Genomic DNA, 25,349 nt, shown 5'->3' with positions numbered 1-25,349 from the left:
TATTGCGCTGAATTTTTAGTTAAATTCGAGTTCTACCTGGCTTTTGCCAAGTAACTGTTTTAAATCGTCGAGTAATGTATCACTTGGCGTTACTCGCCACTCGGTGCCCAATGTTAACCGCGCTCTGGCGTCGGCACGCTGGTAGTATACATTGACGGGTACGGTTCCGGCTTTGTGCGGTTCTAAAATACGGCTGAACTGCTCAAAAAACTGATCGTTGATCTGATTTGCATCTATCGATACCGACAAACCACGAGCGTATTTCTCGCGCGCACTGCCGAGATCCATAACTTCACGCGCCGACATTTTAAGGCCACCGTTGAAGTCATCAAAGCTGACCTGTCCAGAAACGACCAAAATTCTGTCTTTTTCGAGAAGTTCAGCGTATCGATCCAACGCATCTGAGAACAACATCACTTCCATGCGACCACTTCGGTCATCCAGTGTCATAATACCAATTCGTGTACCACGCTTGGTCGTCATTACACGAGCGGCAATAACCAGGCCGGCTACCGTGACAGATTGATCGCGGCGAGTGGGCGTTGCGTCTTTTAGTCGACAACTGGTGTATTTGTTTAGTTCCTTTACGTAGGCGTTAATTGGGTGCCCTGTCAAATATAGACCTAGGGTATCACGCTCGCCCTCTAACCACACTTTTTCTGGCCAAGGCGGAACCTGCGTATACTTATGCTCTACTTCTTCAGGCGCATCCGTTAGCACACCAAACATATCCGTTTGACCAAACGCCTCAGCTTGGTGATGTTGACTTGCGGCTTTTACCGCATCATTGAGTGAAGCCATCATCGCAGCGCGGTGTGGGCCAAGTCGATCCAACGCGCCCGCGTAAATCAGCTTCTCTATCACTCGTTTATTGACACGTTTTAGATCAACTCGAGCACAGAAATCAAATAGGTCTTTAAAGTGACCACCTTTATTTCTCGCCTCAAGAATCGCATCGATAGGGCCCTCACCAACCCCTTTTATCGCACCAATACCGTAAACAATTGCGCCATTTTCATCAACATTAAAGCGATATAGGCCAGAGTTGATGTCTGGTGGCAGCACGGTGAGCTTCATACGGAAACACTCATCGACCAAGCCAACGACTTTTTCCGTGTTATCCATATCGGCTGTCATTACCGCAGCCATAAATTCGGCAGGATAATGTGTTTTCAGCCAAAGAGTTTGATAAGAAACCAATGCATAAGCAGCAGAGTGCGATTTGTTAAAACCATAACCGGCGAACTTCTCTACCAAGTCGAAGATTTTCATCGCCAACTCGCCATCGATACCGTTCTTTATCGCACCTTCTTCAAAGATAGCACGTTGTTTTGCCATCTCTTCTGGCTTTTTCTTACCCATTGCACGACGAAGCATATCCGCACCACCTAGCGTGTAACCTGCTAAGATCTGCGCAATCTGCATTACCTGCTCTTGATACAGGATGATGCCGTAGGTTGGATCAAGCGTCTCTTTTAGCGACTCGTGTTGCCACTTTTCATCTGGATAAGAGATCGCTTCTCGACCATGTTTACGGTCGATAAAGTTATCTACCATGCCCGATTGCAAAGGACCCGGACGGAAGAGTGCTACCAATGCGATGATGTCTTCGAAACAGTCTGGCTGAAGTCGTTTGATCAGCTCTTTCATGCCTCGAGATTCAAGCTGGAATACTGCTGTCGTTTCAGAGTTTTGCAACAAACGGAAAGAGGCAGGGTCTTCTAACGGTATGGATTCAATTTGAACCAGCTCCTTACCTTCTCGCTCTAGACGTGGGTTAATCAGCCCTAACGCCCAATCAATAATGGTTAAGGTACGTAGACCCAAGAAGTCAAACTTAACTAGGCCAGCGGTCTCAACATCGTTTTTATCAAATTGAGTAACCGGAAAGTGACCTTCAGCGTCTGCATAAATTGGCGCAAAATCGGTAATTGTTGTAGGTGAAATTACAACACCACCAGCGTGTTTACCGGCGTTTCGCGTACAGCCTTCCAAAATATGACACATGTCGATGAGTTCTTTGACTTCTTCATCGGCCTCATACAATTCAGGTAGTGCAGGTTCCGCTTTAAACGCCTTATCTAGCGTCATGCCCGGATCGGGCGGGATCAGCTTTGAAATACGATCAACAAAACCAAATGGATGACCCAATACGCGGCCAACGTCACGGATTACCGCTTTTGCCGCCATGGTACCAAACGTGATGATCTGAGACACCGCGTCGCGACCGTACATTTCTGCAACGTGGTCAATAACCTGGTCACGTTTATCCATACAGAAATCGACGTCGAAATCGGGCATCGAAACACGTTCTGGGTTCAAGAAACGTTCGAACAGCAAGTCGTATTCTAATGGATCCAGGTCGGTGATTTTTAATGCGTAAGCCACCAAAGAGCCGGCACCGGAACCACGTCCAGGACCTACAGGAATTCCATTATCTTTTGACCACTGGATGAACTCCATTACGATCAAGAAGTAACCAGGGAATCCCATTTGGTTGATAACATCTAGCTCTATCTGAAGACGTTCATCATATTCAGGGCGGCGACGTTTCCTCTCTTCCTCATCTGGAAATAGGAACTCTAAACGCTCTTCCAAGCCCTCTCGGGATTTCATGACTAAGAACTCAGTCTCTTTCATCCCTTCAGTTGGGAAGGCTGGTAGGAAGTACTCCCCTAAGCGTACAGTCACGTTACAACGCTTCGCTATCTCGACACTGTTTTCTAACGCTTCAGGAATATCAGCAAACAGCTCGCACATTTCTTCTTCTGTACGAAGATATTGCTGCGGACTGTAGTTTTTTGGCCTACGCGGATCTTCTAATGTGTAACCATCGTGAATCGCTACGCGTATTTCATGAGCATCAAATAGGTCTGGACTCAGGAATACAACTTCATTGGTCGCCACTACTGGCAAGTCCTGCTGCTCTGCCAATTCAACCGCAAAGTGAAGATAAGTTTCTTCATCTGGACGACCGGTACGAAGTAGCTCAAGATAAAAGCGATCTGGAAAATGCTGTTTATAGAAATCAACACACCCTTGCACTATTTGACGGTTGCCTTTCAAAAGGCCGCGACCAATTTCCCCGCTTTTACCGCCGGATAATACAATCAGGCCTTCAGACATTTCAGCCAACCAGGCTTTGTCAATCACTGGGTGGTGTTGAACATGTCCACGTAAGTACGCTTTTGATATCAATAACGTCAGGTTCTTATAACCTACATTATCCGCCGCAAGCAAAGTCACTTGAGTCAGCTCTTCACCAAACTCGTCCGACTGCATTTTAAAGTCAGCACCAATGATCGGTTTAACACCACTGCCATGTGCTGTACCGTAAAACTTCACCAAACCACATAGGTTGGTAAAGTCGGTCAACGCCATTGCGGGCATACCGAGCTCAGCAACTTTCTTCACGATTGGCGGAACTTTGTTGAGGCCATCCACCATCGAGAAGTCACTATGAACACGCAGGTGGATGAATTTGGGATCTGACATTAACAGGTACCGTGTAACTCTATTTTGTTGGGGATTCTAACCTAAAGAGGTTGGGTTTATAACACCAATTAGATCGTTTGATTATTCTATGCCTAACGCTTTTTTTACTGGCTTGAAACTCTTGCGGTGTTCACTGATCACTCCGTGTTGCTCAATCGCTTCAAAGTGCGCTTTAGTTGGGTAACCTTTGTGCTTCGCGAAGCCAAATTGTGGATGAAGTTTATCCAACTCTTCCATCTCTTGGTCACGCACGACTTTGGCAATAATTGAAGCCGCACTGATTTCGGCAACACGTAGATCGCCTTTTACTACAGCTTGAGCATCCATTGGCAGCTCCGGACAACGGTTACCATCAATCAACACCAAATCAGGTTGAACCTGTAACCCCGCCACTGCACGCTGCATCGCAACCATAGTCGCCTGCAAAATATTCAGTTGATCGATTTCTTCAGGAGAACAACGCCCGACCGCCCACGCCAATGCTTTTTCTTTGATTTCAGGAAGCAACGCCATGCGTTTCTTTTCGGTCAATTTTTTCGAATCGTTCAACCCTTCAATAGGATTGTTAGGATCAAGGATAACCGCAGCGGTGACGACGTCTCCCACCAAAGGGCCACGTCCGACCTCGTCGACTCCGGCCACAAGCTGATAACCTTGCGGATATTCAAACGGAGGGAGTTCAACTTTGGTTTTGGTCGCTTTTGGTTTAACAGCCATGATAAATCTCTATTTTTCAATCAGTTTTAGAACTGCGTTTGCGGCTTGTTGGTCCGCATCTTTACGAATCCAATGATGCATTTCCGTAAACTTATCTAACATCGGTTTATTGTCGCTTTCCAATAAGCGAGAAACCTCAGTAAACAAATTGTCTGGTGTGCACTCATCTTGTAGATATTCTTTGACGAGCTCATCATCCGCCAAGATATTCGGCAATGACACATACTTCGTTTTCAATAGACGTTTAGCTAAGAAAGCAGTAAATGCATTCACACGATAACCCACCACCATTGGACGCTTGAGAAGCATACACTCCAACGCTACGGTACCGGAGGCCAACATCACGGCATCGGATGCGGTGATGACGTTGCGTGCGGTGTCATCAACTAACTTGAAGTCCAACTCTGGCGCTAGCTCTTTCCATGCTTGTTCAAACTGCTCACGGCGTTTTTGATTAACAAGCGCGACAACAAACCCCATTTCTGGAAATTTTTTATGGAGTAACTTGCAGGTTTCAATAAATGGCTCTGAGAGCATTTTTAACTCGCTACCACGACTGCCTGGCAGGACAGCAAGCCACTTTTTATCTTGTTCTAAACCAAGCAACTCACGTGCAGGCGCTTGTTCTGATTCTAGTGGGATGGCATCAGCCAAGGTATGACCAATGAACTCGCAAGGTACATTAAATTTGTCGTAAAACGCTTTCTCAAACGGAAGAAATGCTAGTACCAAGTTCGTTGCCGCTTCTATTTTAAAGATGCGCTTCTGACGCCAAGCCCAAACAGACGGACTCACGTAATGAACGGTTTTAATGCCCGCTTGCTTGAGGTCAAGCTCCAAGCGTAAGTTGAAGTCAGGAGCATCGATCCCGATGAAAACATCAGGCGGATTCTGAGTAAAATACTGAACGAGCTCAGCTTTCACTTTAAGAAGTCTCGGTAAGCGGCCTAAAACCTCGACTAATCCCATCACCGCAAGCTCTTCCATATCAAACAGAGACTCGCAACCTTGGGCTATCATTTTCGGACCACCAATGCCTACGAACTCTGCGTCTGGATATTGTTGCTTTACTGCTTTGATAAAGCCTTCACCTAGCGTATCGCCAGACAATTCTCCGGCAATGATGCCAATACGTAATGGTCTTTCCATATCTACTTCGCTATTTTTCCTGTGCGCTATGGATAACGGTTTGCCTTATCCATAAAACACAAAAAGATCGTAACCTCAAATTTGGTCACGATCTTTTTATTTATTGGTTCATTCGCCAATTAACGAATAATGCCACGTTCCGTCGTTTCCAGAATATCTGAGAAACGCTTCACAGCCGGCCACTCTTGAGCCATTTCAGCCAGAATAGGCTTCACTTCTTCTAGCGTCTTACCTGAACGGTAGATTTCTTTATACGCTTTTTGTAGCGCACGAATCTCTGGTTTCTCAAAGCCATTACGCTTCAAGCCAACAAGGTTCAAGCCGAATGGAGTAGCGTGGTTACCTTGCGCGAGTACATAAGCTGGGACATCTTGCACCACAGCTGAACAGCCGCCAATGTATGCGTAAGCGCCCACTGTACAAAACGGATGAATCGCAGACAGCGCCATCACACCGGCATAGTCATCAACAGTAACGTGACCACCAAGAATCGAGTTATTACCGATATGAGTGTGGTTACCAATAACAACATCATGCGCAACGTGTGCATTCACACACAATAAGTTGTCATCACCAATGATCGTGGTTGCTTTGTCTTGCACTGTGCCGCGGTGAACTTGGACCGCTTCACGAATGACGTTACGGTCACCGATAACCACAGTTGTGTCTTCACCACCGTATTTTTTGTCTTGGTTTTCTTCACCAATGACAGCATGTGGGAAAATACGGTTATCTTTGCCAATAGTTGTGTGACCTTTGATCACAACGTGAGACATCACTTCTGTGCCTTCACCAATTTCAACCGTAGAGGTGATGTACGTAAAAGGACCTACTGTTACGTTAGCACCAATTTTGGCGCCCTCTTCTACCACCGCTGCCGGGTGGATTTTAGCGGTTTCATGAATCATATTAAAACTCTCGACGAGCACACTTCAGTTCTGCAGAACATACCACTTCACCGTCAACTTTTGCTACACCGCTAAATGCAGCAATGCCGCGACGTTCTTTCAGAAATTCTACCTCAATAACCAATTGGTCGCCCGGAGCCACTGGTTTACGGAATTTCGCGCCGTCTACGCTTGCAAAGTAGTACAGTTCATTTTCTGTTGGTGCACCAAATGATTTAAATGCAAGTAAGCCTGTTGCCTGAGCCATTGCTTCTAAAATCAAAACACCTGGGAATACTGGTAGTTGAGGAAAGTGACCTGTGAACTGAGGTTCGTTAACCGACACGTTTTTAATCGCGTGAAGGTACTTCTCTTCTTGGAAGTCTATCACTCGGTCGATCAATAAGAATGGGTAGCGATGAGGTAGTAGCTCTTGAATTTCAGAGATGTTCATCGTTTTCTTTTCAGTAGTCAAAGTCGTCTTCCTATATCAATTTTTTGCCGCCAAGATGGCAAACGTGGCAACAGGTCGTAAAGCCGAATCGCTTTGCAATATACTAGCAAAATACGCACCATCTTGGAGTTAAATCTATTTAGAGCGCGTCATTATAGAAGAAAAAGACCCGCATTTCGCGAGTCTTCTTACAGAATATGGAACTAGAGCTTGTTAGCCTTCATGTTAAATACAGAGCGAAAGATAACTTGTTCTAAATTTCTTCTTTCTGTTCCAGCTGTTTTTCAACCGCTTTTAGGCGCTTATTCATCTCATCAATACGGTGAACTCGAGTCGCGGTCTTACGCCACTCTCTGTTCGTTTGTAGTGGGATACCTGATGAGTAAAGGCCTTTTTCTTCGATACTGCGCATTACCATGCCCATACCTGTAATAGCCACACCATCTGCGATAGTGATATGGCCATTCAGAACAGACGCGCCGCCAATCTGGCAGTACTTACCAATTTTTGTACTGCCCGCGACAATAGTACCACCAGGCATCACGGTACCATATCCGATCTGCACGTTGTGCGCGATTTGAAGTTGGTTATCCAGAATGACATTGTCTTCAATGATAGTATCTTCGAGTGCACCGCGGTCAATCGTAGTACAAGCACCAATCTCAACGCGGTTACCGATACGCACTGAACCAAGCTGAGGAATTTTGATCCACTCGCCTTTGTCATTCGCATAACCGAAGCCATCAGAGCCAATGACGGTACCCGATTGAACGAGACAGTCATCACCCAATGACACTTCATGATAGATAGTGACATTAGCCCAAAGCTTGGTGTTATTCCCTAGCTTGGCGTTCTTACCGATAAAACAACCAGCTCCAACGCTTACGTTATCGCCGAGTTCTACGCCCGTTTCAATCACAGCGTTAGCGCCGATTGTAACGTTCTCACCCATCTTAACGTCAGCGGCAATCACAGCACTTGGTGCAATATCGTTTGCCGGCTTTGGTGTGGTATCCATCGCTTGAACCACACGAGCAAATGCGACATAAGGGTCTGAAACCACTAACGCATTTCCAACGCATTGATCTTTATGCTCAGCCTTTACCATAACAACGGTAGCTTGGCACTCAGAAAGGTGTTTTGCGTATTTTGGGTTAGACAAGAAGGTTACATCACCTTCTTGTGCTTTATCCATTGGGGCAACACGGCTTACAACGAGAGACTCGTCACTAAACAGTTCACCCCCGGTAATTGTCGCCAATTCGGCTAATGTTAATGTCTTCATAACTTCTTATTTTAGAGCTTTAATTACGTCTTCAGAGATATTGTATTCTGGCTTGCCGTACTGCAAAGCAGAGATATCAATCACAAGATCGTAACCATTTTTGTCTGCGACTTTCTTAACTGCATCTTGAATCGTTTTGAAAAGCTTCGCTTTTTCTTCAGCTTCACGACGCGCACTTGCTTTTTCAAGTGCTTGTGCTTTCACTTTGTACTCGCTGTCTAGCTTCGCGATATCGATACGTAGCTTTTCAACTTCGTCTTGACCCAAAAGCTCGCCGTCACGTTGTAGCTTCTCAATCTTTGTTTTAGCTTGTGCTTGGATTGACTTCAGTTCATCAGCTTTGCTTTTGAAGTCTTTCTGCATTTTTTGTAGTACAACTTCACGTTGAGGAAGAGCTTGGAAAACTTGAGCTGTATTTACATAAGCAATTTTTTGTGCAGCTTCTGCCGCATTTGCAAACATTGAAGAGCTCAGTACAAGAAGGCCAATCCCAGCCGCTTTGATCATTTTATTCAAAATATTTTCCTCTTTAGAAAGTTCTACCGATAGTGAATGTGAAGAACTCTTCATCATCGCCATCAAATTTCTTAATTGGTTTCGCTAGTGAGAATACTAGTGGCCCCATTGGAGACATCCACTGCAACGCCGCACCGTAAGAAGAGCGGTAGTTGGTTGGATCTGAGTAATCGTAGTAGTAACGGTCACCATATTCCGCACCTGAATCGCGGTAGTCAAACTCCGTATCCCAAACACTTGCCATATCAAAGAAGATACTGGTACGAATTTGGTTTTGTACTTCTTCTGATGCAAATGGTGTTGGGACAATCAACTCAACACTTGCTAGCGCTACGGCGTTACCACCAACAGAGTCATCTGTTGCTGTATCTGCGCCATTGTTTGAACCAGATGTATCACGGTAAACCGCTTTAGGACCAACAGAGTTTGAGCCAAAGCCACGAAGCGATGTAAAGCCACCTGCGTAGTAGTTTTCGTAGAATGGGAACAAGTTATCGTTGCCATCCGTTTGACCGTAACCATTACCGTAACCTAAGCGGCCACGGAACAAGAGGGTAAACTCGTGCTTTTTAGTCAATGGCACATACTGACGAACATCGTACTGCATTTTGAAGTATTGAACGTCAGAGCCAGGTACGGTCATTTTATAGAATGCACGCTGATGGTTACCTGCCGTAGGGAAGTAGCCACGGTTTAAGTTATTACGTGTCCAAGAGATATTGAAGTCGAAGTCGTTTGTGTTCAACGCTCCACTAGAATCAATGTTGTCTGCTTGTGCTCGTAAGAACTGCTCTACCTGTAAGTAAGGCGATAAGTTACCGATCTTGTTGTGCGTATAACCGACACCGAATTCAAAACGGTTCAACTCATCGAATGGGAAACCCCACGTTAAGCTCGCGCCATAGCTTTCGTTGGTATAGTCAACGATATTGGCTTCTTTCGCTTCAAATTCGTTATAGAAAACCTTACCACCTAAGCTTACACCGTCTAAGTTCCAGTACGGATCACGGTAATCTAGACTGATGTTTTTCTGGTAGTCATTCATCATCGCGTTGATACCAACACGGTTACCACTACCAATGAAGTTATCTTGTTGCAGGCCAACCTGGAAGCTCACACCCGATTCTGTGCCGTAGCCAACACCGAAGTTAACGCTACCAGAGTTCGCTTCTTTGACAGAGTAAACTAGGTCAACTTGATCATCACTACCAGGAACTCGAACCGTCTGTACTTCAACATTTTCAAAGTAGCCCAAACGATTTAGACGAGTTTTACCCGTTTCAATCGATTTCGAGTTCAACCAACTGCCTTCCATCTGACGCATTTCACGACGAAGGACTTCATCTTTGGTTGAGTTATTACCCGTGAAGCGAATATCACGAACATAAATTCGGTTACCCGGGTCTACGTTAACGACCAAAGAAACTTCTTGATTCTCGTCGTCAAACTCAGGAATGGTATTCACTTGAGGATAAGCATAACCGGACTCACCAAGCACACGCTTAATCCCTTCTTCCATTGAAGTAACCAACGAGCCGTTGTATGTCTCATTGTCTTCAAATGGCACAAGTCTTTCGAACGTCGCTTCCTCACCAATCAAATCACCACGGAACTTCACGTCCTTAACGGTGTAAACCTCGCCCTCTTCTAGACCAAGAGTAATGTATACCCCTTTCTTGTCAGGAGAGATTGCAACTTGTGTCGAATCAACGTTAAATTTTAAGTAACCACGATCCAGGTAGAATGATTTGAGTGCTTCAATATCACCTGCAAGGACTTGCTTTTGATACTTTTCATCAGAAAGGAAATTCCACCACGGCACATCAACATTTAAGTTAAAGCGCGAAAGCAGCTCTTCATCACTGAACACTTCATTACCGATAAAGTTGATTTGCTGAATTTTTGCCGACACACCTTCAGTAAAGACAAACTTAAGGTCAGAACGATTACGTGGTAGTGGAGTAACCACCGCTTTTACTGTTGCGTTGTATTTACCTACGCTGTAGTAAAAGTCTTCTAAGCCTTTTTCAATGTTGCTTAGCGTGGTGCGGTCAAGCGCTTCACCTTCACGAACACCAGACGCGTTCAGGTTTTCTTGTAGCTGCTCGTCCTTGATTGCTTTGTTACCTGAAAAAGAGATGCTTGCAATGGTAGGACGTTCTTTGACTTGAACCATCAGAACACCACCGTCACGCAACACTTTCACATCTTCAAAGTTACCAGATGCATACAGGGCGCGGATAATTTCTGCAACATCGCCTTGGCCAATGGTATCACCGACACGTACAGGCATTTTCAACAATGCAGCACCCAGTGCTACACGCTGCAATCCATCGATTTCAATATCTTGAACTACGAAGTTCTCTGCTCCATTTGCAGATACACTGGTCGCCAGTAAACTTGCAAATAGAATTCGCTTAATCGCCATACTTGTTCTAATTATTCCTTGCTACTGCTTTTGTCTCTGAACTATCACAGACGAGTAAAATCATTAAATAGCGCTAACGCCATGAGCGAGAAGATGATCGCACCACCAATTCTAAAGCCCATTTCCTGCACTTTCTCAGGAACAGGGCGTCGAATGACTGCTTCAATTGCAAAAAACAACAAATGACCGCCATCCAACATTGGTAAAGGAACGAGATTAATAATACCTAGGTTAACACTAATTAGAGCGAGAAAACCTAAAAAGTAGACCAAACCATAATCTGCTGTCGCGCCTGCGCCTTTGGCTATTGATATTGGTCCACTCAGATTATTCAGACCAACGTCTCCAACAATCAGCTTCTTAAGCATGCTGATTGTCAAACCAATGACTTGGCCAGTTTTGTCTACTGCTTTACCTATTGACTCGAATACACCAAACTGAAGATCGAAGCGATAACTTTCTGGCCATTCTGCGACTTTAGGTGCAATACCTGCAAAACCAACGACTTCTTTGTTAGCTAGCTCACGGCTACCGGGCGTCAGCGTCAATGTTTGCTCATAACCCTGACGTAACACCGTCAATTCAAGCGGTGTATCAGGATTAGAACGAACCGCTTCAACCACTTGCTTCCATTCGGTCACGCGTTGTTGACCAATTGCGACAACCTCATCACCTGGAAGCACACCGGCTTTTTCCGCCGCTCCACCTTGCGAGACCTGCTCGATAACTCGATACACCTCCGGTGTATACGGAGCAAAACCTAACGACTGCATCGCTGACTGAGTTTCTGGGTCGAACTTCCACTCACGTAAATCGAGCGTTTTCGTTACTTCTGAACCAACTTCATTCGCTGACGTTAGTGTTACCGTCATCAAATCATCGCCAATATGAGAAATCAATCCCATATTTACTGATTCCCAATCCGGAGTTTTGATACCAGATATCGATTTAAGTTCCATTCCAGATTCAATTCCAGCTTCCGCAACAATCGAATTGGGCGTAACTTCACCAATTACAGGCTTAACAGCAGGGATGCCAATTAGAAATACCAGCCAATAGGCAAAAATTGCGAAAAGAAAATTAAAGATGGGGCCAGCCGCAACAATAGAGGTTCGCTTCCATAACGGCTTCTTATCAAACGCTAAGTGCTTCTCATGTTCTGGCACCTCATCGACACGGCTATCAACCATTTTCACATAGCCGCCGAGAGGGATCATTGAGATGCTGTACTCCGTTCCGTCTTTGCCTACTTTACTCCAAATAGACTTGCCGAAACCGATTGAAAACTTTTCAACTTTAACGCCGCAACGGCGAGCAACCCAAAAATGCCCAAATTCGTGCACGGCAACAAGAATGCCCAGTGCGACGATAAAAGAAATGAGATTCCACAATATACCAGTCATCAGCTACGCTCGCGTATGGTTTCTAGGGCAATAGTTCGTGCCATTCTATCTAGCTCGAGCAAGCTTTCCAAGCTATTCGCATTCTCAGCTTTGCAGCTTGCGTTGATTTTATTCAACACAGACTCATTGATGCGAGCAATATCGGTAAAACCTAGTCTGTTATTTAAAAATGCATCAACAGCGACTTCATTAGCTGCATTCAATGCCGTTGTTGCGTGTTGACCTTCATAACAAGCATCAATTGCGAGTTTTAAACATGGGTAACGAGCAAAGTCAGGCTGCAAAAACGTCAGCTCACCAACTTTCGTGAAGTCTAGCGGCTTAACCCCAGCTTCTACTCTTGACGGGTATGACATGGTGAGCGCAATTGGCGTCGCCATATCCGCTTCTCCCATTTGTGCCAAGACCGAACCATCACGATACTGAACCATAGAATGAATCACAGATTGAGGATGAATAACCACCTTCAGTTGTTCGCGAGCAGCATTAAATAGCCACTTAGCTTCGATATACTCAAGGCCTTTGTTCATCATCGTGGCAGAATCAACAGAAATTTTTGGCCCCATCGACCAGTTTGGATGAGCGATCGCCTGAGCGGGTGTCACCTGCTCCAGTTCTGCGATGTCAGTGTAACGGAAAGGACCACCAGATCCAGTCAACAAAATATGAGAAATGCCATGTTCTTGTAAATTGCAACGACCTAGATTGGTTTGTACTTGCTGTGGTAAACATTGGAAAATGGCGTTGTGTTCACTGTCGACGGGAAGTAGCTCTGCGCCAAATTCTTCTACAGCATCAATAAATAGCTGGCCTGACATTACAAGTGCTTCTTTATTTGCCAACAAGACTCGCTTACCTGCTTTCACGGCAGCCATAGTAGGCAATAAGCCGGCTGCTCCTACAATAGCAGCCATTACACTGTCGACCTCGTCCAGCGAAGCAATATGGCATAGCGCATCAACACCACCTAACACTTCGGTACTTGGTGAAACCGAGTGTAGCTCAGCTTGAAGTTGAGATGCCGCAGCTTTATCTGCCATGACCGCATACTTAGGTTGCCACTGACGACATAGACCGATCATCTTTTCAACGTTAGTGCTTGCCGCTAAGGCAACGACAGAAAACAGATCTGGGTTTTGTTCGACCACTTTAAGCGTGCTTGCACCAATTGATCCAGTAGCACCAAGAATCGTTAACTTTTGCATGTTGTAAGACCGTTAGAAAGCTCAGGAGCGACGACGCCGCTCCTGATAAATTAGAATACGTAGTAAAGAAGAGCAAAAACTGGGAATGCTGCGGTTAGGCTGTCGATACGATCTAGCACACCACCGTGCCCTGGGATAATGTTACTGCTGTCTTTAATGCCTGAGACACGTTTGAACATACTTTCAACCAGATCACCAAGCACTGAAATAACGACAGTCACTAGCGTAATCAGCACCATATGGACAGGGCTAGTGAACTGGATGTCGAACCAATCAGCAAATGCCCACGCTACTATTAATGCCGTGATAATGCCACCAATTAGCCCTTCAATGGTTTTATTGGGGCTTACATGAGGAGCCATCTTACGTTTGCCTAAGCTTTTGCCTGCAAAGTAGGCGCCGCTATCTGCAGCCCATACCAAGAAACAAACGTACAATACAAGCTTTGCGCCGTGGTATGGATCTACAGTGATGTCATACGCTCTGAGAATAATCACACTCCAAAGGAATGGGATTAATGTCAGAAAACCAAATACATGACGTAAAACAAAATTACTTTGCCAAGATTTCGTCGTTTTGGGGTAAGTAATCGCCATTAAGCTAGCAATAATCCACCAAACAAAACCAATACCCAAGACGACATAATGAGGTGTCGTTAAGTGATTGAGGCTATATGCATCAGGCGAGATGTATAGAAAACTAAGTCCGGTAATAATGATTGCCGGCACAAGGGCAGCAATGCGAGAGTTGCTTCCTGTAAACTGAGTCCACTCCCAAAAACCTAATAGCGTTATTGCAGTTAAAGCGGCAATAAAGCCCATTAGCGGTAATTTAAAAATGCCTAAAATAACCAGGGGAGCTAAAATTAGTGCTGTTATTATTCTCTGTTTCAAACTAACTAGTCCTTATTGAGCTGCCATCAATGCCTTTATTTGTTCACCTGTACAGCCAAAACGACGTTCTCGGTTGATAAACCAAGTCACAGCTTCTACCAAACTGTCTTCATCGAATTCTGGCCAGTACTCTGGTGTAAAGTACATTTCTGCATAAGCCATTTGCCACAACATAAAGTTGCTGATGCGGCACTCTCCACTGGTGCGAATTAAAAGATCCACTTCCGGTAGGTCTGCCATGGTCAAATGCTCAGTGATTAGCTGCTCATTGATATCCTCTACACGAATTTCACCGTTACGTGCTTTTAGCGCTAACGTTTTAGCAGCTTCTGTGATGTCCCATTTACCGCCATAGTTGGCTGCAATGTTGATCACCATACCCGTGTTATCTGCCGTTAGGTTTTCTGCTTCTACAATTTTCTTTTGTAGACGCTCACTAAATCGACTGGTATCACCGATCACGCGCAACCGTAAGTTATTTTTGTGTAGTTTTTTTACTTCACTAGACAGGACCGTGATAAACAGTTCCATCAAAAGACCCACTTCTTCCTCCGGACGACGCCAGTTTTCACTACTAAAAGCAAACAGCGTCATGGCTCTAATGCCTAGTTTTGAAGCAGCAGCCACGGTCTTACGAACGGCACTAACGCCTTTTTTATGACCAAATACGCGAGGTTTTCCTTTGGACTTAGCCCAACGGCCATTACCGTCCATAATGATGGCAATATGCTTAGGAAGGGAATCAGAGAAGGCTTGAGAATTTTGCATAGGGAGTTAATTGAGTTCCATCAGTTGGATAGACTAACATAAAAAAACGCTGAGCTGTGAGCACAGCGTTTTCCAACAGTGATGTGTGTGGGAGTATTAAACTTCCATCAACTCTTTTTCTTTTGCAGCAAGAACTTCATCGATCTTCTTAACTGCAACGTCAGTTAGCTTTTGAATTTCGTCTTGTGCTTTACGGTCTTCATCTTCAGAGATTTCTTTATCTTTTAGAAGCGCTTTAAGATCGTTGTTTGCGTCACGACGGATGTTACGAACAGCAACACGACCACCTTCAGCTTCACCACGGACGATCTTAACTAGGTCTTTACGACGTTCTTCCGTTAGCGGTGGAAGTGGAACGCGGATGATAGTGCCAGCTGACATAGGGTTTAGACCAAGGTCAGACGTCATGATCGCTTTTTCTACTTTCGGCGTCAGCTCTTTATCAAAAACCGTGATTGCAAGTGTACGTGCATCTTCAGCAATAACGTTTGCTACTTGGTTTAGAGGTGTTGCTGCACCGTAGTATTCTACAGAAATACCAGATAGTAGGCTTGGGTGTGCACGACCTGTACGAATTTTAGAAAGGTTGTTCTTAAGCGCTTCAACGCTTTTATCCATGCGCTCTTGCGCGTCTTTTTTGATTTCGTTAATCACAGTTTCACCTTAAAAATGTCATCTTTCCTGAAGAAAGCCTAAAACGGTTGAGCAAAGCAAGCACCACCCTAACGCTTTGGAGTGGCACCTTAAGCCAAGCTTATTCGTTGATGAGCGTGCCTTCTGCTTCGCCCATAACCACGCGACGTAGTGCGCCTGGCTTGTTCATATTAAATACGCGGATTGGCATTTTGTGGTCACGAGCTAGCGTAAACGCCGCCAAGTCCATAACTTTCAGCTCTTTATCCAGAACTTCCGCATAAGATAGCTTATCATACAGCTCTGCGTCTGGGTTTGCTACAGGGTCAGCAGTAAATACACCATCAACTTTCGTCGCTTTTAGTACGACATCCGCTTCAATTTCGATACCACGTAAACAAGCAGCAGAATCCGTTGTAAAGAACGGGTTACCAGTACCAGCAGAGAAGATGACAACTCGGCCTTGGCGAAGCTCACGGATCGCATCAGCCCAATTATAGTCGTCACATACGCCTTTTAGAGGGATTGCAGACATAACGCGCGCATTTACGTATGCACGGTGAAGAGCATCACGCATCGCTAGGCCATTCATTACTGTAGCAAGCATACCCATGTGGTCACCAACTACGCGGTTCATACCAGCTTCAGCTAGGCCTGCACCACGGAACAAGTTACCGCCACCGATAACTACACCAACCTGAACACCCAGTTCAACCAGTTCTTTAACTTCTTGTGCCATACGATCAAGGACCGCAGGATCAATACCAAAACCGTCTTCACCTTGAAGAGCTTCACCACTCAGTTTTAATAGAATACGTTGATACGCTGGTTTAGGGTTCGTAGTCATGGAGTTTACCTTCCAAAGAGAGTTGTTGATTAACAGTCATGAATAGACACAACTTCAGTTATGGCTATTCATCACGGCTAATCGTTCACTGCTCATAAAAAGACCGCAGCCTTGGCTACGGTCTAATCTTTATACAGTCTCTAAGGATTAACCTTTTTGAGCTGCTGCAACTTCTTCAGCGAAGCTCATTTCTTCTTTCTTCTCGATACCTTCACCTACTTCTAGGCGAACGAACGTAGAAACTGAAGCGCCTTTTTCTTTCAGCATTTCGCCTACAGTTTTCTTAGGCTCCATGATGAAAGCTTGACCTGTTAGAGAGATCTCGCCAGTGAATTTCTTCATGCGGCCAACAACCATCTTCTCAGCGATTTCAGCAGGCTTGCCTTCGTTCATTGCGATTTCAACTTGAACCGCTTTCTCTTTTTCTACTACGTCAGCTGGTACGTCTTCTGGGTTAACGAACTCAGGCTTAGAAGCAGCAACGTGCATTGCAACGTGCTTAAGAGTTTCTGCGTCGCCTTCACCAGCAACAACAACACCGATTTTCTCACCGTGACGGTAAGAAGCGATTGCAGTGCCTTGAACGTATTCTACGCGACGGATAGTGATGTTTTCACCGATTTTAGCTACTAGAGCTACACGTGCGTCTTCGAATTGTGCTTGTAGTTCTTCAACAGAAGCTTTTGAAGCTAGAGCTGCAGCTGCAACTTCTTCTGCGAATGCAGTGAAGTTACCGTCTTTAGCAACGAAGTCAGTTTGGCAGTTAACTTCAAGAAGAACAGCAACGCCGTTTTCTTCTTTGATGATGATTGCGCCTTCAGCTGCAACGTTACCAGCTTTCTTAGCTGCTTTCGCTGCGCCAGATTTACGCATGTTTTCAATTGCTAGTTCGATGTCAGCGTTTGCTTCTACAAGCGCTTTCTTACATTCCATCATGCCAGCGCCAGTACGCTCGCGAAGTTCTTTAACTAGAGCAGCAGTTACAGTTGCCATTCTGTCTTCCTCGTTTGATTCGAAATAAGGTAAAAAACAGGGGCCTAACATTGTCGGCCCCCATTGCTAACTATAACTTAGTTTATGCTACACAAAGGTTTCACATAGACCAAGTGTGACACAGAGCCGCTATTATTCAGCTTCTACGAAACCGTCTTTTTCAGCAACTGCAGCTACGTCTTTGTTACGACCTTCAGATACTGCTGAAGCAGCAGCGTTCAGGTATAGCTGTACAGCGCGGATCGCGTCGTCGTTACCTGGGATTACGTAGTCAACGCCGTCTGGGTTAGAGTTAGTATCTACCACAGCGTATACTGGAATACCTAGGTTGTTAGCTTCTTTAATTGCAATGTGTTCGTGATCAGCGTCGATTACGAATAGAGCGTCTGGTAGGCCGCCCATGTCTTTGATACCACCAAGAGATTTCTCTAGCTTCTCCATTTCGCGAGTACGCATTAGAGCTTCTTTCTTAGTTAGTTTGTCAAAAGTACCGTCTTGAGATTGAGTCTCTAGTTCTTTTAGACGCTTGATAGACTGACGAACTGTTTTGTAGTTTGTAAGCATACCGCCTAACCAGCGGTTGTTTACGTAAAACTGGTTGCTTGCGATTGCAGCTTCTTTAACAGCTTCAGATGCAGCGCGCTTAGTACCTACGAATAGAACCTTACCTTTCTTCTCGCCAACTTTAGCTAGTTCAGCTAGAGCGTCGTTGAACATTGGTACAGTTTTTTCTAGGTTGATGATATGAACTTTGTTACGAGCGCCAAAGATGAATGGCTTCATTTTTGGGTTCCAGTAACGAGTCTGGTGACCGAAGTGAACACCAGCTTTTAGCATATCGCGCATTGATACAGTTGCCATTTTAAAATCCTCTATGGGGTTAGGCCTCCACATTCCCCATAACTCCGACCAAGCTTCTGCTCAGCACCCCGGAATATGTGACGGAATGTGTGTGATTTAAAGATAAAAGGTTATTCGGATGAAGCTTGCTTCGCCGCTTAACTTTGCTAAACGAAGAGAACAGTCCTCTATTCCGGCGCGCTTTATACCATATTTTAGCTCACTGTGGCTAGTAAAAATTATTTCTTCACCGAGCCACTTTCTCCTATTTATAAGCAAAACTTTAAACATATGATCGAATTAAGAATGATGCATATTCCTATCTAACTTGGGTTAACGCCCCGATGTCTGATAGAATGCGGCCATTCGCACGTTTACGTGCTTAGGAATAAGTAGAGAAAGCCAATGTCAATCAAGATTAAAACTGCTGAAGAAATAGAACGCATGCGCATTGCGGGCAAGCTAGCCGCAGAGATTCTAGAAATGATCGAACCACACATCAAAGTTGGTGTGACGACAGAAGAGTTAAACAAAATCTGTCATGAGTACGCTCTAGAAAAAGGCGCATACTCTGCTCCGCTTGATTACCATGGTTTCCCTAAGTCGATCTGTACTTCAATCAACCATATCGTATGCCACGGTATTCCAGCGGAAAAAGACGAAATCGGTAGCAACGGCCAAATGAAGCCGGCGGTACTAAAAGATGGTGACATCTTAAACGTTGATATTACCGTAATCGTTCCAAATGATGAGAATGCCGATCTGAGCGTGCGTCCTCAGGGTTACCATGGTGACACTTCTAAGATGTTCCTAGTCGGTGATGTTTCGCCTGCAAACAAACGTCTGTGCATGGTAGCTCAAGAAGCACTGTACGTTGGTATGCGTACCGTTAAGCCAGGTTCAACGGTTGGTGACATCGGTACAGCTATCGAGAAGTACATCAAAGAGAATAACAAGAACAATCCTCGCAACAAGTTTTCTATTGTGAAAGACTTCTGTGGCCACGGTATCGGCGATGAGTTCCATGAAGAACCACAAGTGGTTCATTACAAGAACAAAGACCGCCGCGTATTAAAAGAAGGCATGTGCTTTACTATTGAGCCGATGATTAACGCAGGTAAATTTGGTTGCTCTGTTGATGCACAAGATGACTGGACTGTTTACACGGGCGACGGCAAGAACTCTGCGCAATGGGAACATACCATTGTTGTAACAAAAGAAGGTTGTGAAGTACTGACGCTTCGTAGCGACGATACGATTCCTCGCCTAATGAAAAACGCGTAAAGCTGACGACCACTCGTTGTTTACTATATCCCTGCTTCGGCGGGGATATTTTTTATCTGCCGCAAATTTGTTAGATTGTTATTAGATTAGCTTGCACGGATGGCAAATATGACACTTCAGTCCCCTCTTACCTTTTCCGATGAACAAATCAATATCGGTGAACTCAAACAAGAATTAGAGAAGTTTAGCTCTAATCAAAACCAAGAGTTTCTCAATCATCATCCGGTAACAAGCTTGGTTTTAGCCAGAGCTGAATATATGGATCTGCTTCTCAATCGTTTGTGGCAACATTTTGGCTTCAAGGATATTTACAACATTTCTCTGGTTGCCGTTGGTGGCTACGGACGCGGCGAGCTGCATCCGCTCTCCGATATCGATATTTTGATTCTGTCGAACAATAAACTGCCAACCGCGTTAGAAGCAAAAATCAGCGAATTCATTACGCTGTTGTGGGATTTAAAACTCGAGGTCGGACACGCTGTTCGCACCGTTACTGAATGTGCTGAAATTGGTAAAGCCGATCTAACGGTCGCGACAAACCTGCAAGAAGCGCGATTGCTGTGTGGAAGCGAGGACACCTTTCAGGCACTGAAGAAAGTCGTGTTATCAGACTCTTTCTGGCCAAGTGAGACGTTTTACCGCGCTAAAATTCAAGAGCAGCGCGAACGCCATGCACGTTACCACGACACGACCTACAACTTAGAACCGGACATTAAATCAACCCCTGGCGGGCTACGCGATATTCATACATTAAGCTGGGTCGCTCGACGTCACTTTGGTGCGACTTCATTGTTAGAAATGAGCCGATACGGATTTTTAACTGACGCAGAATACCGAGAATTGGTTGAATGTCAGGACTTCCTTTGGCGAGTACGTTTCGCTCTGCACATGGAGCTTCGCCGCTATGACAACCGCTTGACCTTTGCCCATCAAGCACAAGTTGCGGAAAATCTAGGCTACGTCGGAGAAGGCAATCGAGGCGTAGAAATGATGATGAAAGAGTTCTACCGCACGCTTCGTCGTGTGGCAGAGCTCAATAAAATGCTACTCAAACTCTTTGACCAAGCGATCATTAATGGTGGGGCGACAGAAAGTGCCGAGATTCTCGATACGGACTTTCAACGTCGCGGTTCTTTAATTGAAGCGCGGAAACCCGCATTGTTCCAAGCTCGCCCAGAAACTATTCTGGATATGTTCTTACATATTGCTAACGACTCAACTATTGAAGGGGTGAGCCCACCAACGCTGCGTCAACTGCGCACCGCTCGCCGTCGGCTCAACAAGTTTTTGCACACCATTCCTGCTGCGCGTGAAAAGTTCATGGCGTTATGTCGTCACCCTAATGCTCTGCACAAAGCATTCAGTCTCATGCACCGATTAGGGGTTATGGCGGCCTATTTACCGCAATGGAGTCAGATTGTTGGTCAAATGCAGTTTGACTTATTCCATGCCTACACAGTTGATGAACACAGTATTCGCTTACTTAAACACATCAACACTTTTAGTGACCCAGAAAATCATGCGAAGCACCCTATTTGCTGTGACGTCTACCCTCGAATGCAAAAGAAAGAGCTGCTGATTATTGCCGCTATTTTCCACGATATCGGGAAAGGTCGTGGCGGCGATCACTCAATTATCGGTGAAGGAGAAGCATACGACTTCTGCATTGAGCATGGCTTATCGAAGCCCGAAGCCAAACTTGTCGCTTGGTTGGTAAGACATCATCTATTAATGTCTGTCACCGCACAGCGCCGAGACATTTATGATCCTGATGTCATTACCGAATTTGCCAAAAAAGTCAGAGACGAAGAATCTCTCGATTATCTTGTATGCCTGACAGTTGCAGATATTTGTGCAACCAACCCAGAACTTTGGAATGCTTGGAAACGAACTTTACTTGCGGAGCTGTATTACTCCACACAACGTGCTTTACGTAGAGGCCTAGAGAACCCTGTCGATGTGCGTGAGCGAATTCGCCACAATCAACAAATGGCCTCCGCAATGCTGCGCAAAGAGGGGTTTGCCGCGCGCGAAATTGAAGTATTGTGGCAACGCTTTAAAGCTGACTACTTCCTTCGTCATACTCATACGCAAATCGCGTGGCACTGTGAACACTTACTTCGCATGGAAGATCCGACTAAGCCTTTGGTATTGATCAGTAAAAAAGCCACTCGTGGCGGCACTGAGGTGTTTGTATATACGAAAGACCAGCCTGCTTTATTTGCGACGGTCGTGGCGGAGTTAGATAGGCGTAATTTTAATGTACACGACGCGCAAATCATGACCAGCAAAGATGGGCACGTGATTGATACCTTTATGGTACTCGATCAACATGGCGAAGCGATCGATGAGTCTCGTCACGCGGCGGTGATTAAACACCTCACCCATGTACTGGAGGCGGGCCGACCAACCAAGATTAAAACGCGCCGTACTCCGAACAAACTTCAGCACTTTAACGTGAAAACAAAAGTCGACTTCTTACCAACCAAAGGTAAAAAACACACTTTAATGGAGTTTGTCGCGCTAGACACACCAGGGCTGTTGGCCAAAGTAGGCCGTACGTTTGCTGATTTAAATATCAACCTTCACGGTGCAAAAATCACCACCATTGGTGAGCGAGCAGAAGACTTGTTTATTTTAACCAGTGATGCTGGGGGGAGGTTAAGTGAAGAACAGCAAGATGAGCTAAGAGAGAGATTGATCGAAAAGTTATCTGATGAGGTCGCAGCTTAGATCAAACCTGCCAACCTTTTCGGTTCAGGGCGAGAGCGATCTTGCCCACAAGTTAAGCATTTTGGCTAAATATCAGCTATCTAGCTCATACATAGGCTGCTACAGTTATATCAATATCAATTCGATGTAATAGAGGTAGCCTATGTATCCCCACCTCACTGGTTTGGGTATTCACGACCCTAAGCAGATTGAACGTTATTCCCTACGCCAAGAAGCACACAAAGACGTACTCAAGATCTATTTCCACAAGCAAAAAGGCGAACTGTTCGCTAAAAGCGTTAAATTCAAATACCCGCGCCAAATCAAAAATGTTCTTGTGGACAGTGGCAGTCACAAATATAAAGAAGTAACGGAAATCAACCGTAACCTCACATTAGTCATTGATGAACTGAATAAAATCACTAAGCCAACGAAACAACCTGAGGTTGATGTAAAAGAGAAAATTCTTTCAGACCTTCGTCATTTAGAAAAAGTCGTTTCGAGCAAGATCGCAGAGATCGAAGCGGATCTTGAAAAACTAAAGTAAAACGTTAAGTCTTAAATATTAAAAAGGGTTAGCATTGATGCTAACCCTTTTTATTTGTACTCAATCATTATCTAGATCTAACTGCGCCGATTATCGGTTCATCCCACTCAAATCGAGTAAACAATTGCTGCCAAGTTTCATCAAGATTGGCCGTCATGACAATCTCTTGATCGGTAAATGGATGGACAAACCGTAACTCTGAAGCATGCAGTAGCAAACGATGAGAATCAAACTCTGTGCGATACAGCTTGTTGTGCTTTCCATCCCCGTGCGTTGTATCACCCACGATCGGATGGCGTAGATGTGCCATATGACGACGAAGTTGGTGCTTACGCCCCGTTTTAGGTTTCATCTCAACTAAGCAATAACGCGTTGTAGGAAATTTACCCGTCGAATAGGGAACCTCCACTTTAGCCAACGGCTTATATTCCGTCACCGCTTCTTGCGCTTCTTTTTCTTGTGAAGCGAACTTATCCGCAATCTTGTCTAACTCGACTTTGAGCGCGTAATCCAAGACGCCCTCTTCCTCAATCCAACCACGTACTATTGCGTGGTATGTCTTTTCCATTTTATGTTCAGCAAACATCGGCATGACTTGTGATGCGACTTCACTCGACAACGCAAACACGAGCACACCAGATGTTGGACGATCCAGACGATGCAATGGGAACACATGCTGACCAATTTGGTCGCGCAAAGTTTGCATGACAAACTGAGTTTCGTGTTTATCTAACCAACTGCGATGCACTAACATGCCTGCAGGCTTGTTGACCGCTACAAAATATTCATCCTGATAAACGATCTCCAGCTCAAGTGGTTCTGAAGATCGCGTTAGTTCTTGTTCTAGCATTCGTTTACTTACACAGTTCGTCAATGGTTCGGATTGTAACGAGCAGCTCTGCGAACTGCGGTTCCTGCTTCCACGCTTCTGAAAAATAGGGCTCGAGAGAAAACCCTCTTGGCAGTGGTTGGTTATTTTTCACTAGTGCGTGCATTCTGGCTATAAAAATCCACTGCAACCATTCATGAGGATGCAACGTATCAATCGCAAATGGCTCCGCACTCTGTAAGGCTTGCTCTGAAGGCATAGTGTATTGCCACAATTTATGCTCTCTAAGCTGCGTTTCAAGTTGGTGAAGTAAGTCGACCAATTGAGTATTTGTTACCATTAATTCTATCTCGAACCTTGAATTAGCCGAGAATGATACCATTTCTTGTGAAAAGAACGTTAGGACGTCGTATTTAATGGAAAACATTCAAACCCTCACTCAACTGTTGAACAACAGCCACTGTGATTATCAAATCTTCGATCTTGGTCGCCGTATCAAAACCATCGCTAAAAAAGAGTTTACCGATGTAGAAAAAGGTCAAGCACCTTACCCATTTCCAATGCAGCGTAAAGCACACCTTGCCATCGCTTATTGGAATGAACAAAAGCAACCTTGGATTTGGTTTCTAAAGTTTGAATTGGACGAGCGTGGTTTGTTAAAGCAAGCGGATATCGGCAATTTCATTAAATACGTTGTAGAGGCTATGGGAACACGCCTCAATGATGATATCACTGAAGAGCAACAACAAAAGCTGTCTAACAACCCATACACTTTCAAACCTTCCGAAGATAAAATGGCCGTGTTTCATAGCCAGGTCCGCGCAAACCTCAATCTTCCTACCAGCCAATATTACGAGCATACCCAGCATTACTTCTCTGGAGGTTTAGGCTGGGATAATTGGCAAACTGTAGGTCTGCAAGGTATCACAGACATAGCCGCTCGCCTGGAAAAAGAGCAAAACGGGGTAATGATACGCAAAGCGTTGAACCACCTACCAAATGAGCCACTTTATGCACTATTAGGTGCGCTTGAGCATGTAGAGCTTCAAGAGCGTTTAGCAGAACGTATCGCGGAAAAGGCACAGCAAGAAATCGCAAGTAGCGAACCTGATCTCTTCCTACTTTCAGCACTTATCCGAGCCCTTGCTGGTGCACCAACAGAAGTCGCCTCTCCAGTATTAGATGCGATATTGCATAGCCCTCGTTTAAGCCATCAGGAGGTATTGATTGGTGTGGCGGGTCGCGCTTGGCACTTACTCGCCAATGAAGAGGTAGCAGAACGGTTTTTGCTGCGTTTAGCTCAAACCGGTAATCAAGCCCTATTTAATCAGTTATTTGCCGATTTAGTGATGCTGCCAGAGTTAAGAATGGTGTTATTGCCTTTGCTGCATTCAAACCCATCAGAGGAACTAGCAAATGCGCTAGTAAGCTTACAACAAACAACAAAAAGCTAAGAAAGGTTCA

General features: G+C 45.0%; 22 protein-coding genes. 4 read left to right on the top strand and 18 right to left on the bottom strand.

Annotated elements, in window-relative coordinates; genetic code table 11:
* Positions 1-15: 15 nt before the first annotated feature.
* The 16 genes from dnaE to rpsB form a co-directional block, all read right to left on the bottom strand.
* Positions 16-3,495, bottom strand: coding sequence for a DNA polymerase III subunit alpha (gene dnaE, locus R8N46_RS14835; RefSeq protein WP_171346129.1), 3,480 nt, complete (start codon positions 3,493-3,495; stop codon positions 16-18).
* 81 nt (positions 3,496-3,576) lie between these two features.
* Positions 3,577-4,212 (bottom strand): ribonuclease HII, encoded by a 636-nt coding sequence (gene rnhB, locus R8N46_RS14830; protein WP_005380361.1) that lies wholly within the window; start codon positions 4,210-4,212, stop codon positions 3,577-3,579.
* 9 nt (positions 4,213-4,221) lie between these two features.
* Positions 4,222-5,361, bottom strand: coding sequence for a lipid-A-disaccharide synthase (lpxB, locus tag R8N46_RS14825; RefSeq protein ID WP_005380359.1), 1,140 nt, complete (start codon positions 5,359-5,361; stop codon positions 4,222-4,224).
* A gap of 119 nt (positions 5,362-5,480) precedes the next feature.
* Positions 5,481-6,269 (bottom strand): acyl-ACP--UDP-N-acetylglucosamine O-acyltransferase, encoded by a 789-nt coding sequence (gene lpxA / locus R8N46_RS14820; RefSeq protein WP_005380357.1) that lies wholly within the window; start codon positions 6,267-6,269, stop codon positions 5,481-5,483.
* A gap of 1 nt (position 6,270) precedes the next feature.
* Entirely contained in the window at positions 6,271-6,723 is a 453-nt protein-coding gene (fabZ, locus tag R8N46_RS14815) for a 3-hydroxyacyl-ACP dehydratase FabZ (protein ID WP_170890487.1), read from the bottom strand.
* A 232-nt stretch (positions 6,724-6,955) separates the two neighbouring features.
* On the bottom strand, positions 6,956-7,987 hold the full coding sequence (lpxD, locus tag R8N46_RS14810; protein WP_213972452.1) for a UDP-3-O-(3-hydroxymyristoyl)glucosamine N-acyltransferase: 1,032 nt from the start codon (positions 7,985-7,987) through the stop codon (positions 6,956-6,958).
* Positions 7,988-7,993: 6 nt separating this feature from the next.
* On the bottom strand, positions 7,994-8,503 hold the full coding sequence (locus R8N46_RS14805; RefSeq protein ID WP_005391804.1) for an OmpH family outer membrane protein: 510 nt from the start codon (positions 8,501-8,503) through the stop codon (positions 7,994-7,996).
* Between the two features lie 13 nt (positions 8,504-8,516).
* A complete protein-coding gene (gene bamA / locus R8N46_RS14800; RefSeq protein WP_005391802.1) occupies positions 8,517-10,931 on the bottom strand; it encodes an outer membrane protein assembly factor BamA in 2,415 nt (804 codons plus the stop codon).
* Between the two features lie 44 nt (positions 10,932-10,975).
* Positions 10,976-12,334: a sigma E protease regulator RseP gene (gene rseP, locus R8N46_RS14795; RefSeq protein ID WP_005380334.1), complete on the bottom strand. Its 1,359-nt coding sequence runs from the start codon at positions 12,332-12,334 to the stop codon at positions 10,976-10,978.
* Positions 12,334-13,539: a 1-deoxy-D-xylulose-5-phosphate reductoisomerase gene (gene ispC / locus R8N46_RS14790; RefSeq protein WP_054574847.1), complete on the bottom strand. Its 1,206-nt coding sequence runs from the start codon at positions 13,537-13,539 to the stop codon at positions 12,334-12,336. The genes rseP and ispC overlap by 1 nt, the downstream gene beginning before the upstream one ends.
* A gap of 50 nt (positions 13,540-13,589) precedes the next feature.
* Complete coding sequence (locus R8N46_RS14785; RefSeq protein WP_005385351.1) at positions 13,590-14,432, bottom strand: phosphatidate cytidylyltransferase; 843 nt, start codon at positions 14,430-14,432, stop codon at positions 13,590-13,592.
* Between the two features lie 12 nt (positions 14,433-14,444).
* Positions 14,445-15,200 carry an isoprenyl transferase gene (locus R8N46_RS14780; protein ID WP_005380331.1) on the bottom strand — a complete coding sequence of 252 codons (756 nt, stop codon included), beginning with the start codon at positions 15,198-15,200 and terminating at the stop codon, positions 14,445-14,447.
* A gap of 96 nt (positions 15,201-15,296) precedes the next feature.
* Positions 15,297-15,854: a ribosome recycling factor gene (gene frr, locus R8N46_RS14775; RefSeq protein ID WP_005380330.1), complete on the bottom strand. Its 558-nt coding sequence runs from the start codon at positions 15,852-15,854 to the stop codon at positions 15,297-15,299.
* 100 nt (positions 15,855-15,954) lie between these two features.
* The gene (pyrH, locus tag R8N46_RS14770; RefSeq protein WP_005380329.1) at positions 15,955-16,680 is read right to left on the bottom strand and encodes a UMP kinase; all 726 of its coding nucleotides are present in this window, start codon (positions 16,678-16,680) and stop codon (positions 15,955-15,957) included.
* A 147-nt stretch (positions 16,681-16,827) separates the two neighbouring features.
* Complete coding sequence (gene tsf / locus R8N46_RS14765) at positions 16,828-17,673, bottom strand: translation elongation factor Ts (protein ID WP_005380328.1); 846 nt, start codon at positions 17,671-17,673, stop codon at positions 16,828-16,830.
* Positions 17,674-17,805: 132 nt separating this feature from the next.
* The gene (rpsB, locus tag R8N46_RS14760) at positions 17,806-18,534 is read right to left on the bottom strand and encodes a 30S ribosomal protein S2 (RefSeq protein WP_005380327.1); all 729 of its coding nucleotides are present in this window, start codon (positions 18,532-18,534) and stop codon (positions 17,806-17,808) included.
* Between the two features lie 384 nt (positions 18,535-18,918).
* Here rpsB and map point away from each other — a divergent pair, with 384 nt between their 5' ends.
* The 3 genes from map to R8N46_RS14745 all read left to right on the top strand — a co-directional run bounded on the left by map (position 18,919) and on the right by R8N46_RS14745 (position 23,056).
* Positions 18,919-19,797, top strand: a complete 879-nt coding sequence (gene map, locus R8N46_RS14755; RefSeq protein WP_005380326.1) for a type I methionyl aminopeptidase — start codon at positions 18,919-18,921, stop codon at positions 19,795-19,797.
* Between the two features lie 108 nt (positions 19,798-19,905).
* On the top strand, positions 19,906-22,530 hold the full coding sequence (glnD, locus tag R8N46_RS14750) for a bifunctional uridylyltransferase/uridylyl-removing protein GlnD (RefSeq protein ID WP_017636037.1): 2,625 nt from the start codon (positions 19,906-19,908) through the stop codon (positions 22,528-22,530).
* 142 nt (positions 22,531-22,672) lie between these two features.
* The gene (locus R8N46_RS14745; RefSeq protein ID WP_005380322.1) at positions 22,673-23,056 is read left to right on the top strand and encodes a DUF3461 family protein; all 384 of its coding nucleotides are present in this window, start codon (positions 22,673-22,675) and stop codon (positions 23,054-23,056) included.
* 67 nt (positions 23,057-23,123) lie between these two features.
* Here R8N46_RS14745 and truC read toward each other — a convergent pair whose 3' ends face one another.
* Together truC and R8N46_RS14735 are read right to left on the bottom strand one after the other, a co-directional pair.
* A complete protein-coding gene (truC, locus tag R8N46_RS14740) occupies positions 23,124-23,906 on the bottom strand; it encodes a tRNA pseudouridine(65) synthase TruC (protein WP_115386245.1) in 783 nt (260 codons plus the stop codon).
* A 4-nt stretch (positions 23,907-23,910) separates the two neighbouring features.
* The gene (locus R8N46_RS14735; protein ID WP_042521408.1) at positions 23,911-24,225 is read right to left on the bottom strand and encodes a YqcC family protein; all 315 of its coding nucleotides are present in this window, start codon (positions 24,223-24,225) and stop codon (positions 23,911-23,913) included.
* A gap of 76 nt (positions 24,226-24,301) precedes the next feature.
* On the opposite strand from R8N46_RS14735, the gene R8N46_RS14730 reads away from it, so the two are divergent.
* Positions 24,302-25,339, top strand: a complete 1,038-nt coding sequence (locus R8N46_RS14730; RefSeq protein WP_115386246.1) for a DUF3549 family protein — start codon at positions 24,302-24,304, stop codon at positions 25,337-25,339.
* Positions 25,340-25,349 lie beyond the last annotated feature (10 nt).

It is taken from the genome of Vibrio sp. 1874 (assembly GCF_033344395.1).
GTDB lineage: Bacteria > Pseudomonadota > Gammaproteobacteria > Enterobacterales > Vibrionaceae > Vibrio > Vibrio alginolyticus.
Note: the sequence above shows the minus strand (reverse complement) of the source record. Positions and strands in the feature narration are given on the sequence as shown.